This is a genomic window from Ruegeria sp. BG10, from assembly GCF_056538575.1.
On record NZ_JBQFTI010000004.1, the window covers coordinates 129,430 to 146,059 of the forward strand.

At 59.0% G+C, this 16,630-nt stretch carries 18 protein-coding genes; 10 read left to right on the top strand and 8 right to left on the bottom strand.

The annotated features are described in order from the left end of the window. Window positions 1–12 precede the first annotated feature (12 nt). The 3 genes from ACR0D8_RS15845 to phhA form a co-directional block, all read right to left on the bottom strand. Window positions 13–1,587 (bottom strand): lysine--tRNA ligase, encoded by a 1,575-nt coding sequence (locus tag ACR0D8_RS15845; protein WP_480647940.1) that lies wholly within the window; start codon window positions 1,585–1,587, stop codon window positions 13–15. 122 nt (window positions 1,588–1,709) lie between these two features. After that, a complete protein-coding gene (locus ACR0D8_RS15850; protein WP_475154258.1) occupies window positions 1,710–2,063 on the bottom strand; it encodes a 4a-hydroxytetrahydrobiopterin dehydratase in 354 nt (117 codons plus the stop codon). 7 nt (window positions 2,064–2,070) lie between these two features. Further along, window positions 2,071–2,871 (bottom strand): phenylalanine 4-monooxygenase, encoded by an 801-nt coding sequence (gene phhA / locus ACR0D8_RS15855; protein ID WP_480647942.1) that lies wholly within the window; start codon window positions 2,869–2,871, stop codon window positions 2,071–2,073. A 110-nt stretch (window positions 2,872–2,981) separates the two neighbouring features. On the opposite strand from phhA, the gene ACR0D8_RS15860 reads away from it, so the two are divergent. Together ACR0D8_RS15860 and ACR0D8_RS15865 are read left to right on the top strand one after the other, a co-directional pair. After that, on the top strand, window positions 2,982–3,449 hold the full coding sequence (locus ACR0D8_RS15860; protein ID WP_480647944.1) for an Lrp/AsnC family transcriptional regulator: 468 nt from the start codon (window positions 2,982–2,984) through the stop codon (window positions 3,447–3,449). Window positions 3,450–3,532: 83 nt separating this feature from the next. Continuing rightward, window positions 3,533–3,955, top strand: coding sequence for a tellurite resistance TerB family protein (locus ACR0D8_RS15865; RefSeq protein WP_475154275.1), 423 nt, complete (start codon window positions 3,533–3,535; stop codon window positions 3,953–3,955). Window positions 3,956–3,957: 2 nt separating this feature from the next. On the opposite strand, the gene dacB is transcribed toward ACR0D8_RS15865, so the two are convergent. The 3 genes from dacB to ACR0D8_RS15880 form a co-directional block, all read right to left on the bottom strand. Then, window positions 3,958–5,436 (bottom strand): D-alanyl-D-alanine carboxypeptidase/D-alanyl-D-alanine endopeptidase, encoded by a 1,479-nt coding sequence (dacB, locus tag ACR0D8_RS15870; protein ID WP_480647946.1) that lies wholly within the window; start codon window positions 5,434–5,436, stop codon window positions 3,958–3,960. A 66-nt stretch (window positions 5,437–5,502) separates the two neighbouring features. Continuing rightward, window positions 5,503–6,123, bottom strand: coding sequence for a nicotinate-nucleotide adenylyltransferase (locus ACR0D8_RS15875; protein ID WP_480647948.1), 621 nt, complete (start codon window positions 6,121–6,123; stop codon window positions 5,503–5,505). Window positions 6,124–6,155: 32 nt separating this feature from the next. Then, the gene (locus tag ACR0D8_RS15880; protein WP_480647950.1) at window positions 6,156–6,626 is read right to left on the bottom strand and encodes an MOSC domain-containing protein; all 471 of its coding nucleotides are present in this window, start codon (window positions 6,624–6,626) and stop codon (window positions 6,156–6,158) included. A 139-nt stretch (window positions 6,627–6,765) separates the two neighbouring features. Between ACR0D8_RS15880 and ettA the strand changes: the two genes are divergently transcribed. The 5 genes from ettA (at window position 6,766) to ACR0D8_RS15905 (ending at window position 11,566) form a co-directional block, all read left to right on the top strand. Then, a complete protein-coding gene (gene ettA / locus ACR0D8_RS15885) occupies window positions 6,766–8,433 on the top strand; it encodes an energy-dependent translational throttle protein EttA (protein WP_480647951.1) in 1,668 nt (555 codons plus the stop codon). A gap of 123 nt (window positions 8,434–8,556) precedes the next feature. Beyond that, the gene (locus tag ACR0D8_RS15890; RefSeq protein WP_480647953.1) at window positions 8,557–9,327 is read left to right on the top strand and encodes a sulfotransferase family 2 domain-containing protein; all 771 of its coding nucleotides are present in this window, start codon (window positions 8,557–8,559) and stop codon (window positions 9,325–9,327) included. Between the two features lie 185 nt (window positions 9,328–9,512). Continuing rightward, window positions 9,513–10,409, top strand: a complete 897-nt coding sequence (locus ACR0D8_RS15895; protein WP_480647954.1) for a sulfotransferase domain-containing protein — start codon at window positions 9,513–9,515, stop codon at window positions 10,407–10,409. A gap of 202 nt (window positions 10,410–10,611) precedes the next feature. Then, window positions 10,612–10,818 (top strand): cold-shock protein, encoded by a 207-nt coding sequence (locus tag ACR0D8_RS15900; protein ID WP_475154304.1) that lies wholly within the window; start codon window positions 10,612–10,614, stop codon window positions 10,816–10,818. Between the two features lie 187 nt (window positions 10,819–11,005). Further along, the gene (locus ACR0D8_RS15905) at window positions 11,006–11,566 is read left to right on the top strand and encodes a L,D-transpeptidase (protein ID WP_480647956.1); all 561 of its coding nucleotides are present in this window, start codon (window positions 11,006–11,008) and stop codon (window positions 11,564–11,566) included. Here ACR0D8_RS15905 and ACR0D8_RS15910 read toward each other — a convergent pair whose 3' ends face one another. Beyond that, window positions 11,567–12,202 carry an arylesterase gene (locus ACR0D8_RS15910; RefSeq protein WP_480647957.1) on the bottom strand — a complete coding sequence of 212 codons (636 nt, stop codon included), beginning with the start codon at window positions 12,200–12,202 and terminating at the stop codon, window positions 11,567–11,569. A 50-nt stretch (window positions 12,203–12,252) separates the two neighbouring features. On the opposite strand from ACR0D8_RS15910, the gene ACR0D8_RS15915 reads away from it, so the two are divergent. Beyond that, a complete protein-coding gene (locus ACR0D8_RS15915; protein WP_480647959.1) occupies window positions 12,253–12,948 on the top strand; it encodes an ABC transporter ATP-binding protein in 696 nt (231 codons plus the stop codon). Continuing rightward, a complete protein-coding gene (locus ACR0D8_RS15920; RefSeq protein WP_480647961.1) occupies window positions 12,945–15,473 on the top strand; it encodes an ABC transporter permease in 2,529 nt (842 codons plus the stop codon). The genes ACR0D8_RS15915 and ACR0D8_RS15920 overlap by 4 nt, the downstream gene beginning before the upstream one ends. Here the strand turns inward: ACR0D8_RS15920 and ACR0D8_RS15925 are convergent. Further along, entirely contained in the window at window positions 15,470–15,922 is a 453-nt protein-coding gene (locus ACR0D8_RS15925) for an RrF2 family transcriptional regulator (RefSeq protein WP_480647963.1), read from the bottom strand. The genes ACR0D8_RS15920 and ACR0D8_RS15925 overlap by 4 nt on opposite strands. Before the next feature lie 95 nt (window positions 15,923–16,017). On the opposite strand from ACR0D8_RS15925, the gene ACR0D8_RS15930 reads away from it, so the two are divergent. Then, window positions 16,018–16,587, top strand: coding sequence for a gamma-glutamylcyclotransferase family protein (locus ACR0D8_RS15930; protein ID WP_475154320.1), 570 nt, complete (start codon window positions 16,018–16,020; stop codon window positions 16,585–16,587). Window positions 16,588–16,630: the final 43 nt, after the last annotated feature.

The window sequence follows — 16,630 nt, forward strand, 5'->3', positions numbered from 1 at the left end:
TATCAGGTCAAATCAGGCCAGTTCGCCAGCCAGCGCCTTGTCGATCAAAGCGATCGTTTCCGGCACACCGTAAAGCGCAATGAACCCGCCGAAACGGGGGCCCTGCGACGCGCCCAGCAACACTTCGTAAAGGGCGGTGAACCAGCCGCGCATCGGGTCGAACCGTTCACGCCCGATGGAATAGACCACCGATTGCAGCGCCTCGTCCTCGATCGGGCCGTCATAAGCCTCAAGTGCGGTTTTGAGCGCCTCAAGCGCTTCGCGTTCCTGATCGGTCGGGGCGCGGTGCTGACGCGTCGGTTTGACGAAGTCGTTGAAGTAACGCACAGCAAACCCGGCCGCATCGTCCAGGTCGGGATGCGTTTCGGCGGTCGCCTCAGGCGCATAACGGCGGATAAAGCCCCACAGCGCCTCTTTGTTCTCGGCCCCGGAAACAGAGGCCAGGTTCAGCAGCATCGCGAACGGCACCATCAACGTGGATTCAGGAACGTCTCCACCGTGGATATGCCAGACCGGATTGTTCAGCTGAGCCTTCAGCTCCTGCCCCGGATAGGCCCGAAGCTGCTGGTGATATTCGTCCACCGCCTTGGGGATCACATCGAAATACAGACGCTTGGCCGTTTTCGGTTTCTGATACATGAAATAAGAAAGGCTCTCGGGCGCGGCGTAGGTCAGCCACTCCTCCATCGACAGGCCATTGCCTTTGGACTTGGAAATCTTCTGGCCCTGCTCGTCGTTGAACAGCTCATAGCTCAGCGCTTCGGGTGGCTGCTTGCCCAGCGCCCGGCAGATTTTCGACGATTGCGTGACCGAGTCGATCAGGTCCTTGCCCGACATCTCGTAGTCGACGCCCAGCGCGGCCCAGCGCATCGCCCAGTCCGGTTTCCACTGCATTTTGACGTTGCCGCCCGTGACCGGGATCTCAACCTTCTCGCCATCCGGTTCCTGATAGACGATCGTGCCCTTCTCGACATTGCGCTCCAGCGTCGGCACCTGCAGCACATGCCCGGTTTTCGGGCTGATCGGCAGGAAACAGGAATAGGTCTCGCGCCGCTCGGACCCGAGGGTCGGCAGCATGATCTCCTGAATCTTTTCGAACCGCTCCAGCGCGGTCAGCAGCATCTCGTCGAACCGCCCACCGGTGTAGTAGTCGGTGGCCGAGGCGAATTCATATTCGAACCCAAAACTGTCCAGAAACTCGCACAGCATCGCATTGTTGTGCTGCGCAAAGCCTTCATGCGTCCCGAACGGGTCGCGCACTTTGGTCAGTGGCAGGTGCAGATCCTCTTTCAGCTCATCCTGCATCGGTACGTTGGTCGGCACCTTGCGGAATCCGTCCATGTCATCCGAGAAACAGATCAACTTGGTAGGGATGTCGCTGATCTGCTCAAAAGCATGGCGCACCATCGAGGTTCGCGCGACCTCGCCGAACGTCCCGATATGCGGCAGGCCCGACGGGCCATAGCCGGTCTGAAACAGAACATATCCCTTTTCCGGAGTAGCCTTCTGATAGCGTTTGAGCAACCGGCGCGCCTCTTCAAAAGGCCAGGCCTTGGACGTCATAGCGGTGTCACGCAGTTCAGACATTTGAGAAAAGCTCCATCGGGAAAAACAGCTTCGGCCGCCCCATGCAACCGACCGACCCCTCCTATTGTGCCGGTGCAGCATGAGTCAATAAAGCGCGTTGTTTTTCCTGACGGGAAACGGGTTCAGCCGGTCAACTGATCCAGCTTGGCCGCCCAGATAAAGTCATTCTCGCTGAGCCCGCCAATTTCGTGCGTGGTCAGCTTTACATCCACATAGCCCCACCCGAAGGAAACGTCAGGGTGATGCCCTTGCTGGTCGGCCAGCCAGGCACAGAGATTTGCAAGATATGTCGCCTTGGCAAACCCCTTGAATTTGTAATGCCGGTGCAGCGTTTTTGCGTCTGCGTCCAGTTCCCAGTCGGATGCGAGTTCGGCCATATGGGTATCAGCCTCGTCTCGGGTCAGGGCCGGGACACCGCCGGAACAGGGCACGCAGGTCCGGTCCGACAGGCTGCAGGTTTCTCCAGATAATGTCATAATCCAATCACTCCGCCGCGGTTGCTTTTTCCGGGAACTTGTTCGGCAGCAGCCCAAGGGACTGCGCACGGCGCACATCCCCCAGCAGGTCACGCTCGGCAGCGGCAAAAAGTTCCTCTGGATCATTTAACACGAAATAACCCATCTGGTGCATATCGATCCGGTAGGGCGTGCGCAGGATGGTCATGATATCGAACGGGTCGCGGTCGGGGATATCACTTTCAACCGCGTACACCAGTTCCGTTGGCGAGGATGCCAGCCCGGACCCCAGCGCCTTGATCTCGCCGTCCTGACGGCGCAACCCGAATTCGATCGAGAACCAATAAAGCCGGATCAGCCAGGCATAGTCCTTGTCCCCCGCCTGCACGCCTGCCTTTCCGATGGCATGGCTGAAGGCGGCAAAACGCGGATCGCTCAGCAACGGGGTGTGGCCGAAAATCTCATGAAAGATATCGGGCTCTTCGATATAGTCGAAATCCTCGCGCGACCGGATAAAGGACGCGGCCGGAAACACCCGGTCCGCCAGCATGCCGAAGAAGGTCTTGAACCCGATCAGCGCGGGCACCGGCTGAACCCGCCATCCGGTCATGTCCAACAGCCGTTCCGAGATATCCGCGCAGGACGGCACGGTTGTTTTCGGAAGGTCCAGCCTTTCCAACCCGGCAAGATAGTCGCGCGCCATATAGCGTTGCACGTTGTCCTTCTGTGCAGCATAGAGATCGGCCCAGACCGCATCCTCCTCCGGCGTATAGGTGATATGGCCGCGTTCATCGGCCACCTTGGCGACGTATTTGCTGGATTTTGGCATCAGGTTTTCCTCCGTGAGGATTATTTTACCCTTAAACTCCGGTTATTTTGGTTTGGATTGCCGTTAAATTCGACGAATTTTGGCAAACATATGTCGCAGGATCATCTTTCATGAAACAAACGCTTCAACCCGCCGATATCGCAATTCTGCAGGAGCTTCAGTCCGACGGACGCCTGTCGATGCAGGACCTTGCCGACAAAACCGGCCTGTCAGCTTCGCAATGCTGGCGGCGCGTCCGGGATCTCGAAGCCGTCGGGGTAATCTCGGGCTATACCGCTCAGGTCCGGGCCAAGGCGGTCGGGCTTGACGCGATTGCCTATGTCCACGTCGCGTTGCGTGATCATCAGGAAGACAGCATCACCTCGTTCCTGCGGCTGATCGAGACCGAGCCACAGATCGTCGAATGTGCCTCAATCACCGGTGACCATGATTTCATTCTGAAGGTCTATGCCAGAACTCCGGAAGAGCTTGAGCATTTCATAATGCAGCGGCTTCTGAAATCCGGCCTCGTGCGTGACACGCGCAGCAATTTCGTGCTGCGTCAGACAAAAACGCGGGGACCGCTGCCAATTCTTTAGGGGAACGGGGACCAAAATCCGTTGAACCTGCGCTTCCGCCCTCCTATCGTGCGCGCTCAGAACAGCCCAATCAGGACGACACCATGACCGAACAAGTACCTCACCCGATGTCCCCACAGGATTGCCTTGTTGCGATCATGGTTGCGGTCTCGGCCTCGGATGAAACCATCCGCACGGCCGAACTGGTCAAGATCGAGGGCGCGGTCAACATGCTGCCGGTTTTTGCCGCATATGACATCGACCGCACGCGGCGAGTGTCGCAGACCGTGTTTGATCTGTTCGAACAAGAGGATGGCCTGGATGCTCTGTTCGGCCTGATCCGGGACAACCTGCCAGAGCGCCTGAATGAAACCGCCTATGCGCTGGCCTGCGATGTCGCGGCCGCAGACGGATCGCTTGCGGAAACCGAACTGCGTCTGCTGGAAGAAATCCGGTATGAGCTGAACATCGACCGCCTGCATGCCGCTGCGATCGAACGGGGCGCGCGGGCGCGCCACACAACCTGAGGTCAGCTGCCGGCCAGCATCCCCCAGCGTTCGATCAACGCGCGCTGCAGTTTGCGTGACCTGCTGTTCCAACTGCGCGCGCCTTCGGGACGCTCACGATGCGCGCGCGGAATTGTGGCGCGGTGATCGACATCGGCGGTGAAAATGGCAAAGGCCAGCTCTGATCCATCTGGTGTGGTTATGAAACCGCCCAGACCCGAAACAAAGTTCAGAGTGCCCGTTTTGGCTTTCACTTTGATCGGGTGATCCTTTACGGGGCGGCCCTTGCTGTCGACAAGGTTGAACTGTTTCAGCAACGGTCGCAAAGCGCCGGATTTATTCGCCGCTACCAGCGCCGTGACCAGATCCCCGGGCATCATGCGCGACGCATCGCCAAGACCCGAATGATCCACCATCGCAATTCCCTGCACACCATAAGTCTCGGTTGCCCAGCGGTTCATTTCAGCTGCGGAATCGGCGAGGTTTTGCACCGGCGCGCCGCGGGCCTTGGACGCCGCCATCCCAACCATTTCCGCTGTGACGTTGGTTGAATATTTCAGCATGCCGCGCAAAATGCTGTCCAGCGGGTCGCTTTGGTGCACGACCAGTTCGGCGCCCCGCGGGGTTTGTCGCGTAATCTGAACGCGCCCCAACACGATCCCGTTCGACCGGGCCAATGTGCGAAATACGTCGCCCGCGTATAGCGCGGGCTTGCGAACCGGCAACCACCGCGCGCCACCATTGCCCAATGCCCCCTTGGCCACAGTCCAGCGATCCTGCCTGGCGCTTGGCTGATAGGTGTAAATCGGCAGCTTTCGGCTTTCGATCCGCATCGACGCCATATCCACAGCTGGCGTATAGCGCGCGCTGCGCGCATCAAGCGAAACGGCATAGCTGGCCGCTGCGCGCTTCCACTCAAAATGCACGCGGTTGAAATTCAGCGATATTCCACTGATGGCCGGGCTGTACCCAAGATGATCCGGCTGTCCGGGATCAATGCTGAAAACATAGGGAAGTGCCCCGTCATAAACCTTGAAGGCACCGCGAACCTCGGTGATGCCCGCTTCGCGCAGGTTGGCAGCCATCGTGGCCAGAGCATCGGTATCCAACAGCGGGTCGCCACCTCCGGCAAGGATCAGGTCGCCCTTCAGAATACCGTTTTCAACCGGGCCGTCAGCCAGCAGGGCGGTCCGGAACCGATACTCTGGTCCCAGAACATCCAGCGCGTAAAGGGCCGTCAGCGCCTTGGCGACACTGGCCGGGGGCAAGCCCTGCCCATCGCCGTAAGTCTCCAACCGCAGGCCGGTGTCGACATCCGCCACCGCAAACGCAACCTCACCCGGCAAACGGGCGGCTTGTATCAGCCGTTCGGCCCCGCTTGGCAGTGGCCCGCGAAGCTGCGGGCGCAATGATTGCAACGGAGCATCGGCCACAGCCGGACCCGCAATAATCGAGGCCCCAAGCCCGGAAAGAAATAGACGTCGCGAAAAACGATCAACCATGGGTCAATTAAAATCCCAGAGATCACAGCCAAACAACCACTGAAAGCGATTATGCGCCCATGGGGGCTATTCAGGCAACACTCTGTCGTTCCATTCGCCGCGCGTCCGGATCGCGGTCGAGCTGACATCAACCATCGGCACGTTGACAAAACACCAGGCCGGAGCCTGCGCCCGCCCCAGCAAATGACGGGCCTGCCCGTCAATGCGATACCTCGCGTAGATACGTGCTGCGGGCGACATGCGGGCGGATATCCTGTCGCCGGGGCGCGCGACGACACCCACCGGTACGCGATCCATGATCAAACGCCAGTCTTTCCACAGGTGGAATTGGGCCAGATTGTCCGCCCCCATCAGCCACACGAAATTGACCCTGGGATAAAGTCGTTGCAGCGCAATCAGAGTGTCCGCCGTCGCCCGCGTACCAGTCAGCGTTTCGATACCCGTTACCTCAACACGCGGATGGCGCATGACGGTTCTCGCCGTCTCAATCCGCCGATGCAGCGGCGCGGGACCGCGTTGTTTCAACGGATTGCCCGGGGAAACCAGCCACCATACCCGATCCAGCCCGAACGCCTTCATCGCCTCACGCGTCACATGCACATGACCCTGATGCGGAGGGTCAAAGGACCCCCCGAACAGCCCGATGACCTGCCCCGGCCTTGCAAATGGTATGGCGCTTCGCAACATCCTTTGCTGTTGTTCAGAACTGCGGCGCGTTGTCAATCAACAGGTTGCACCACGTCGCCCAGCCGAACCTGACCGGGTTGCACCACCTCGGCGCACCAGCCGCCATGCCGCCGCACCGCAGAATATCCGCCCCGGCCCAGCACCTCTTCCATCCGGCTGCACGGCGCGCAGATGATCGTAAGACGCAGAACGGCACCTCCAACGCGAACCTCACGCCCTTTGAGTGCGGCAAGATTGATCCCCGAAACGACCAGATTGCGCCGCAACAACTCAGGCTTCACGGACCCAAGCCCCATAAAGGATGCAATGGCCGCCAGATGCTCCTTCTGAATCAAAGTTACCGCCCGCTTGCCGGCGCGACTGCGATCACCTTCCAGCCCGGTATCGGTGACGTCGGCCTTATCCAGAACGATCATATCTGACCGTCGCGCCGGACGCGCGCCGATCCACGCCAGACGGCCGGGCTTGGCCCAACCTGCAATCAACTGTGCCAGTTCAGACAAACCATGCCTCTTGCCAAATGATTGCAGTCTAGCGCGGACAGTCCGCGCCGAAAATTCACAAAACCACCAGCTTGCCCCGCCCGCCCCGCTTGGATATCAAGCGTCCCAACCCGATTTCCCCCGAGCCAAAGGACACGACATGGCCGCCTATCAATATGTCTACCACATGCAGGGTGTCTCCAAGACCTATCCCGGTGGCAAAAAGTGTTTTGAAAACATCCACCTGAGCTTTCTGCCCGGCGTGAAAATTGGTGTCGTCGGCGTTAATGGCGCGGGTAAATCGACGCTGATGAAGATCATGGCGGGTCTTGACAAGGACTTCACCGGCGAGGCCTGGGCCGCTGAGGGTGCCAAGGTCGGATACCTGCCGCAGGAACCGAAGCTGGATGAATCGCTCACCGTGCGCGAAAACGTCATGCTGGGCGTGGCCGCGAAAAAGGCCAAGGTCGACCGCTTCAACGAAATCGCCATGGAGATCGCCGAGAACTACTCGGACGAGCTGATGGAGGAAATGACCACCCTGCAGGACGCGATCGACGCGGAAAACCTGTGGGATCTCGACAGCCAGATCGACGTCTCGATGGAGGCGCTGCGCTGCCCGCCGGACGATGCCAACATCGCCAACCTCTCGGGTGGTGAGAAACGCCGTGTGGCGCTCTGCAAACTGCTGCTCGAAGCGCCCGACATGCTGCTTTTGGACGAACCGACCAACCACCTCGACGCCGAAACCATCGCCTGGCTGCAACAGCACCTGATCGACTACAAGGGCACCATCCTGATCGTCACCCATGACCGCTATTTCCTGGATGACATCACCGGCTGGATTCTCGAACTCGACCGGGGCCGCGGTATCCCCTACGAGGGCAACTATTCCGCATGGCTGGAACAAAAGGCCAAACGGCTAGAGCAGGAAGCCCGCGAGGACAAGTCCAAGCAGAAGACCCTGCAGCGCGAACTGGAATGGATGCGTCAGGGCCAGAAGGCCCGTCAGGCCAAATCCAAGGCCCGGATCAACGCCTATAACGAGCTGGCCGAGCAGTCCGAGCGCGAAAAGCTGACCCGCGCCCAGATCGTCATCCCGAACGGCCAGCGCCTTGGCGGCAAAGTGATCGAGGTCGAGGGCCTGTCGAAACACATGGGTGACAAGCAACTGATCGAAGGTCTGGACTTCGCCCTGCCCCCGGGCGGCATCGTCGGCGTCATCGGCCCCAACGGCGCAGGTAAATCGACGCTCTTCAAGATGCTCACCGGCCAGGAACAGCCCGACAGCGGCTCCATAACGCTGGGCGACACGGTCGAGCTGTCTTATGTCGACCAGTCCCGCGACGACCTGAAAGACAACGACACCGTGTGGGAGGCGATCACCGGCGGCGCCGAGATCATCCAGCTAGGCGACGCGCAGGTCAATTCCCGCGCCTATTGCTCGTCCTTCAACTTCAAGGGCGGAGATCAGCAGAAAAAGGTCTCGCTGCTCTCAGGCGGTGAGCGCAATCGCGTCCACATGGCCCGCCTGCTGAAAGAGGGCGGCAACGTACTGCTGCTCGACGAACCGACCAACGACCTAGACGTCGAAACCCTGCGCGCACTGGAAGACGCCCTGGTCGATTTCGCCGGCTGCGCCGTGGTCATCAGCCACGACCGCTTCTTCCTTGACCGCATCTGCACGCATATCCTGGCTTTCGAGGGTGATGCCCATGTAGAATGGTTCGAGGGCAATTTCGAGGACTACGAAGAGGACAAAAAACGCCGCCTTGGCCCCGACGCCCTTGAACCGAAGCGGTTAAAGCATAAGAAGTTTGCACGATGACGGCAGCGGCATGTATAGCCAATGACGACTATGCGTTGACGCTTTTTGATAAGCGGAAGAAGGCTATGCCATGTACAGCATTCGCGAAGGGTCGAACGGATGATTAGGGCGGCTAAAAGATGGATGGGAAAGCGCTCCGATGACTTTCGGAACGTCCGCAACCTTCTGGCGCCCGACCTTGCCCGGGCTTTCACCCGTTACAAGGGATCCATCAGTCGCCGCATAAAGCTCGCTTCCGGTCGGCATGAAATTCGAAAAACCGGGTTCTGGTTTGTCGATATCCCGCGAACTTCTTCCTCGTCAATTCGTGCGCAACTGGGCCACAGGTTTGGCATTGGTCATGGCAAGCTCAACATCCCCGAAAAGGACAGGGCGACCGAACAGATTTTCGACGATCACCTGTGCGCAACCGAGATGCGGGAGATTCTCGGCAGCAGGTTGTGGAGTGAGATTTTCACTTTCACCGTGGTTCGCAATCCCTGGGAACGAATGTTTTCTCTGTACATGTATTTACAGAAAAACACGTCGGGGGTGGACGGAAGATCGTTCGACGAATTCGTGAAGCTCATCCACCAGGAACGCAACTCACCGGGTTCGACGATTTTCACCTACCGCCCCCTCAGCCTGTCCAATCTTGACTTCATCACTGACGAAAACGGTGAAATCATCGTCGACAAAATCGTCAGGTTTGAAGATCGCGAAAAGGATCTTGCAGAAATAGGCGAGCGAATTGGCTGTCCTGAGCTTGGAACCCTGAAAATCAATAGCGCCCGACCGCAGAAATCTAACTTTCAGGATTTCTACTCAAAGGAAACCCGGGACTTGGTTTCCGAGATGTTCGCGGATGACATCGAGTACTTTGGATACACATTCGAGGACATCTGTGAGCAGTAAGACGCGCAAACCCAAATACCTAGGCGAAACACGAGGTTCGTTTCGCCTAAAGTCAAAACAGTGCGAACCGGCGAAACAATTGAAAGATATTTTGCAAAGTTCTGAAAAGCACAATGAACACCATTCAGTGGGTCTGTCATAGAACCAAGTAACCGATCGGGCCCACCAAAAATACGAGGTTAACTGTGAAAAAGCTGGTCGAAAAGCTGGGTGGAAAAAAACACGTAAGCCAGAAACCCGTTTCTGAGCCGCCAATGGTTTCGCAACCCGAGGTCGGCTTGTTTGACGCTGCCAAAAAACGGGTGCTTGAAGCGAACGAACGTTCCAAGTCACGCCAATCCGTACTTTTCTTCACCACACATAAATGCGCGTCTACATTTGTTTCCGTGCTGCTCGATGAACTGGCGGGGCAAAGTGACTATGAAACATACAATTTCGCAAGCGCCTATTGGGAACTAGGGGATCAGGTTGACTCGGCAGGCGTACACATCAGAAAATTCTTGCCCGACAATTACGATGTGCTTTTCCGCGTATACGGGGAAATCTACGGGCCCTTAAGGTTCCCGGTTGAATTTCCCGGAAGAGAAAATTTTAAGCATCTGTTCTTCTTCAGGGACCCGCGAGACGTCCTGGTTTCGTCTTACTACTCATGGGCTTTCACTCACCCGGAACCTTTGAACTCGAAGGCGCGTGAACGGTTTTTGGATCAACGCGAGAAGCTCGCCGTAGAAGGGATAGATGCGTATGTCTTGCGCAGAGCACAAGAATGGATTGTGCCGATGTTCACCGAATATCAGGAATTGGCAGAATCCGTCCCCGACGCGCTGATTTTAAGTTACAACGAGTTTTCTCAGGAGACGGACGTCTTCCTGCGCAAGGTCGCGGACTACCTGAAGATCGAGCTCAGCGCGGAAAGCCTTGAAAAACTGGCCAATTTTGCAAGCCCAATTCGTGAAGGCGCGCCAAAGCTTGAACATAAACGTTCTGGCAAAAGCGGGCAGTGGAAGAACGAATTGAAACCTGAAACCGCGGATGAGCTGAACCGCATTCTCAAGCCGATTGTGGATTACTGGGGCTTCTGACCCTTGAACGAAAAAGCGCCGATTGGGGTACCCGGGCTGGCAAACACTCTTGTTTCCAAGCCCGGGCAATGCCATATGCGATGCGCTTACGTTTTTCTATTTCGACCTGCTGTCTCCTTCACCGGCGCTCAGTCTCTCGATCCGGACGACGACGCCAGGCTGCCGCAACCCCGTGGGCAGCACCAATTAGGAGACAACGGATATGCCCGCAGGCACCGTAAAATGGTTCAACACCACCAAAGGCTACGGCTTTATCGCACCCGAAGATGGCGGCAAAGACATCTTCGTACATATTTCGGCCGTTGAGCGGTCGGGCCTCACCGGCCTGGCCGACAACCAGAAAGTCACGTACGAACTGCGCTCGGGTCGTGATGGCCGCGAAAGCGCCGACAACATCCAGCTTTCCTAAGCTGTTGAAAGGGTGGAGGTTCCTCCACCCTTTTTGTTGAAACACGATATTGCCCGCCATAGTACGCGCGGCAGTGTGTCCCGTTGATTACATCACATTTGGGTTACTTTTCTCGGGTGATTGACCAGATCGGTTATCATTCCGACATTATGGTTATGATTTTTCTGTTGTATTGAAGAGACCCACAATGCTCACACGCCGAACATTCCTGTCAGCAACCGCAGCAGCGAGCCTTGTGCCCGGCGTTGCGATAGCTAAGAAGAAAGCTGTCGAATACGATCCCACGCCACAATTCGTACGGATCAAAAAGCAGTTTCTGCCCGGTCAGTTGCTTGTGGTACCGCGATCATTTTATCTGTATTTCGTGACCGAGCCGCGCAAGGCGATCCGCTATGGCTGCGGTGTCGGAAAGGCCGGGCTGGAATTCACCGGCACCGCCACGATCGACGTCAAGAAAGAATGGCCCACCTGGCGCCCCACTGACGAAATGATCGAGCGGGAACCCGTCACCTATGCCCGGTTCAAGGACAACGACTATGTCCAGCCCGGCGGCGACGACAACCCGCTGGGTGCGCGCGCACTGTATCTGTTTCAAAACGGTGTCGACACGTATTTCCGCATTCATGGCACCACTCAGCCGCAAACCATCGGGCACGCGGCATCAAACGGCTGCATCCGGATGCTGAATTCGCATGTCATCGACCTTTATGAACGGGTGCCGATCGGAACGGTTGTTACCGTTGTGTGATCACTGCCCCGCAGCCTCTATCAGGTTCAGAACATAAGGGCCCAGATTCTGAACAATCAGGGCCACGCCTTGCGCGTTCGGGTGAATACCGTCTGGTTGCATATATTGACGGGCCGCATCCGGATCATCCCCTACCGCCAGCCCTGAGAAAAAGCTGGGGGCGAATTCCGTCTCGTACTGCCGCGCCAAATCCGGATACATCGCGTCAAAGGCCTTTTTGTATCCTGCCCCGTAATTCCCGGGTGCCTGCATGCCGACCAGCAGGACTTTTACATCCGAAGCCTGCGCGGCCTGGATGATCGCGTCGAGGTTTGCGCGCGACACAGCCGGATCAATGCCGCGCAGCAGGTCGTTCCCACCCAGCGCGACGATCAGCCCGTCGATATCCGGTGTCAGGGTCCAGTCAATCCGGGCCGCCCCGCCCGCAGTGGTGTCGCCCGACACCCCAGCATTGATCAAACGCACCTCCGCCCCGTTTTCATCCAGCCAGCGGCCCATCTGGGGGACGAACCCATCCTGTTCCGGCAATCCGTATCCCTGCGTCAGCGAATCCCCCAGTGCCGCGATCACAACCTGCTCGGCTGTGGCCGCAAAGCCGCAGAACACGAACGGCACCGCCAGCCAAGACTTGCGCAAGACCTGAACTGCTCCATATCCCAAATGACCGCTCCTGCTTGGATAGACCTATGACAACACCCGTTCTTTCACTCCAAAATGCCGCTTTGTCGCTGGATGGCAATGCCGGTCGGGTGAATATCCTGCATGACATCAACCTGAATGTCGCGAAAGGTGAAACGCTGGGGCTTGTGGGGCCGTCGGGGTCCGGCAAATCTTCGCTGCTGATGTTGATGGGCGGCTTGGAGCAGGCGACAGGTGGCAGGATCACGGCCCTTGGCCACGACCTGACCGACATGGACGAAGATGCGCTTGCCCGGTTCAGACGCAATGCGATGGGGGTGGTGTTTCAGAACTTTCACCTGATTCCCACCATGACCGCGCTGGAAAATGTTGCCACCCCGCTGGAACTGGCCGGGCACGGGGACGCGTTTGAACGCGCCCGTACGGAACTGGAGTCCGTGGGTCTTTCACATCGTCAGGATCACTATCCCGCACAATTGTCCGGCGGCGAACAGCAACGGGTGGCGCTGGCCCGCGCCTCGGCCCCAAGGCCGCAGATCCTGCTGGCGGATGAGCCGACCGGAAATCTGGACGAAACCAACGGAGCCGCCATTGTCGATCTGCTGTTCGGTCTCCGCGACAGGCATGGCGCGACACTGGTTCTGGTGACCCACAGCCACCGCCTGGCCCAGCGATGTGATCGGGTGGTCCGGTTGCGGGACGGGCGGATTTCGGATGACACCCAACAAGAGGCGGCGGAATGAGCCTGCGTCTGGCCGGGCGGCTGGCCCGCCGGGAATTGCGGGGCGGTTTGCGCGGCTTTCGCGTTCTGCTTGCCTGCCTTGCACTGGGCGTTGCAGCCATCGCCGCTGTCGGATCGGTTCGCACCGCGATCCAAACCGGGCTGACGCAAGAGGGGGCGTCTCTGCTGGGCGGTGACGCGCAGTTGGAATTTACCTACCGTTTTGCCACCGCAGAGGAACGCGAATGGATGGAAGACACCGCCGAGGACGTCTCCGAAGTGGTCGATTTCCGCTCGATGGCGGTTGCCCTCAAGGATGGACAGCCCGAACGCGCACTGACACAGGTGAAATCCGTCGATGACACCTATCCCTTGCTGGGAACGGTCGAACTGAGCCCCGAACAACCGCTTTCCACTGCTTTTGACGGGGCGCAGGGTCTGCCGGGCGCGGTAATGGACCCCACCTTGATAGACCGGCTGGACCTTTCAGTTGGCGACCGCTTTTCCCTTGGGGAACAAGAGTTTGTGCTGACCGCAGCGCTGATACACGAACCGGACGGGGCCGCGGACGGTTTCGGATTGGGCCCGCGTACTCTGGTCCGGACCAACGATCTTGAGGCTTCCGGCCTTTTGGCGCCGGGAACGCTGTTTTCCACCAAATACCGTCTGGATCTTGCCCCGGGTGCCGATCTGCAAAGATTGTCATCCGAGGCGGAACAGAGTTTTGACGGCACTGGCATGCGCTGGACCGACGCCCGTAACGGCGCGCCCGGTATAGCCGAGTTTGTCACCCGTCTCAGTGCCTTTCTTGTCCTGGTTGGGCTGTCTGGTCTGGCGGTCGGGGGTATTGGCGTGTCGGCAGCGGTCCGAGCCTATCTGTCGCAGAAGACCGAAACCATCGCGACGTTGCGGACCTTGGGTGCGGACAGGGCGACGATTTTTCAGACCTATCTGATTCAGATCGGCATTCTGTCGGCAACAGGCATCCTTATCGGCCTCGCCCTTGGCGGAATTTTGCCCCTGCTGCTGGCCCCGCTGATCGAAGCACAACTGCCCGTACCGGCAGTTTTTACGCTATACCCCCGTCCTTTGGCCGAAGCCGCCATTTACGGCGTTCTCACGGCGTTTCTGTTCACGCTCTGGCCCCTCGCCCGGACCGAAGAGGTTCGCGCAGCGACCCTGTTCCGCGACGCGCTGACATCCGCACGGTCTGTTCCAAGAGGCATCTATGTTGCCGCGACAGCCCTTGGGTTGACCTTGCTGGTCGCTGCGGCGGCGTGGTTCAGCGGCTCGACCCGGCTGACGCTGTGGACCAGTGGCGGGTTGGCCGGGGCTTTGCTGTTGCTGTCCCTGTCGGCATTTGCCATCCGCCGGCTGGCCCGCGCAATCGCGCCGTCAACGCGTGGGCGTCCTGCGCTGCGATGGGCGGTGTCGGCCATTTCCGATCCAAAGGAAGGCGCGGCTTCGGTGGTGTTGTCTCTGGGGCTGGGGCTTTCGGTTCTGGCGGCGGTCGGTCAGATCGACGGAACCTTGCGCAACGCGATTTCCGGGAACCTGCCCGATGTCGCCCCATCCTATTTCTTCGTCGATATTCAGAAGGACCAGATGCCCGGCTTCACCGAAAGGCTTGAATCCGACCCGGCAGTCAGCCGGATCGAGAGCGCACCGATGCTGCGCGGCATCATCACCCGGATCAACGGTCAGCCGGCGCGGGACGTGGCCGGCGACCATTGGGTTCTGGACGGGGATCGCGGCGTTACCTATTCTGCCCTGCCCCCGGACAATGCCCGCATCACGGCGGGTGCGTGGTGGTCCGAAGAGTACTCCGGCACACCACAGGTCAGCTTCGCCGCGGAAGAGGCGGAGGAAATGGGCCTGAAGCTGGGCGATGAGCTGACCGTGAACATTCTGGGGCGCGATATCACCGCCGAACTCACATCCCTGCGCGAGGTCGACTTTTCGACTGCCGGGATGGGGTTCATCATGTCGATGAACCCGTCTGCTCTGGCCGGTGCCCCGCACAGTTTCATCGCAACCGTCTATGCCGAAGAACAGGCCGAGGCGGCAATTCTGCGGGACCTTGCGGGCCGGTTTCCGAACATAACCGCGATCCGCGTGCGGGACGCGATTGACCGGGTATCCGGATTGCTGGCCGGTCTGGCGGCAGCAACAACTTATGGTGCGGGTGTTTCCCTGCTGACCGGGTTTCTGGTTCTGATCGGTGCCGCCGCCGCAGGTGAGCCTGCACGCCGGTACGAAGCGTCGATCCTGAAAACGCTGGGGGCGGACAGGCGGCGAATTTTGCTCAGCTTCGCGCTGCGCGCGATCCTTCTGGGTGCCGCAGCCGGATGCGTGGCGCTGCTGACCGGTATTCTGGGCGGGTGGGCCGTGGCCACTTATATCTTCGACACGCAGTTTGCGATCATCTGGCCCTCGGCCCTTGGCATCGTTCTGGCCGGTATCCTGGTGACACTGGGTGCCGGACTGCTGTTCGCGCTGCGCCCGCTGGCCGTTCGGCCGGCCCGCATTCTGCGTGCAAGCGACTAGGCCGAGCGTGTGCAGGCGACCGGTTGCAGAATCCGCAAAAGCTGATCGTTGTCGCAGACCAGAGCATCCAGCGTGATTTCGTCCAGCGAGGCATAGAACACTTCGGCTGCGTCCCGCAGCGCCAGCCGCAAACGGCAGGCATCCGTCAGCGGGCAGGTGTTATCCGCATCCGCAAAGCACTCGGCTATAGGCAAATTGCCCTCGACATGCCGGAAAACCGACCCGATGCGGATCTGATCAGCGGGCCGCGCCAACGTCATGCCGCCGTTGCGACCCCGTTGGGTACTGAGATAGTTCAACTGGCTCAGTTGGTTGATCACCTGAGCCAGATGGTTTTCCGAAATGTTGCACACATCGGCTATCTCGGATTTCGTCACCAGCCGATCCTGATGCGCGGCGCAATACATCAGCAAACGCACCGCAATATTTGTCCGTTTGGTAATCCTCATCGAGACCTCCCAAATTTCAAGATGCGACCTTATTGCATGTCCGGCAAAAAAGCGGTTTGACATACATCAATCGTCACAAAAGGACGCGGTTGCGCATGGCAGACCCTTATTTCTTTGGCTATGGCAGCCTGGTGAACCTCTCGACCCATGATTTTCCCGACCCGCGCCCCGCGCGACTGAAGGGATGGCGGCGCGCGTGGCGTCACACCGACCTGCGCCCGGTCGCCTTTCTGACGGCGGTTCCGGACGCAGAGTCCGAGATCGACGGCATGATTGCCCATGTCCCCAAAAACGACTGGGCGGCGCTGGACGAACGGGAATGGGCCTATGACCGCATCGCCGCAACGCAAGAGGTGACCCATCCCCTGACGCATGAGGTCGAGATTGCGGTGTATGCAGTTCCGCAGGGCAGACATACCGAACCGACCGACCGCCACCCGCTGTTGCTGAGTTACATCGACGTGGTCGTGCAGGGCTATCTGCGCGCCTTCGGACCCAGCGGTGCGGATCGGTTCTTTGCCACCACCGATGGCTGGGACGCCCCGATCCTGAATGACCGCGCGGAACCCCGATACCCGCGTCACCAACAACTCAAACCCACCGAGACGGAATTCGTCGATGACCGTCTGCGCCGTATCTCGGCGCGCTTTGTGCTGACTGCATAGAAAAAGGCGGGGCTACCGGGCCCCGCCTGTTCCAAATCTGATG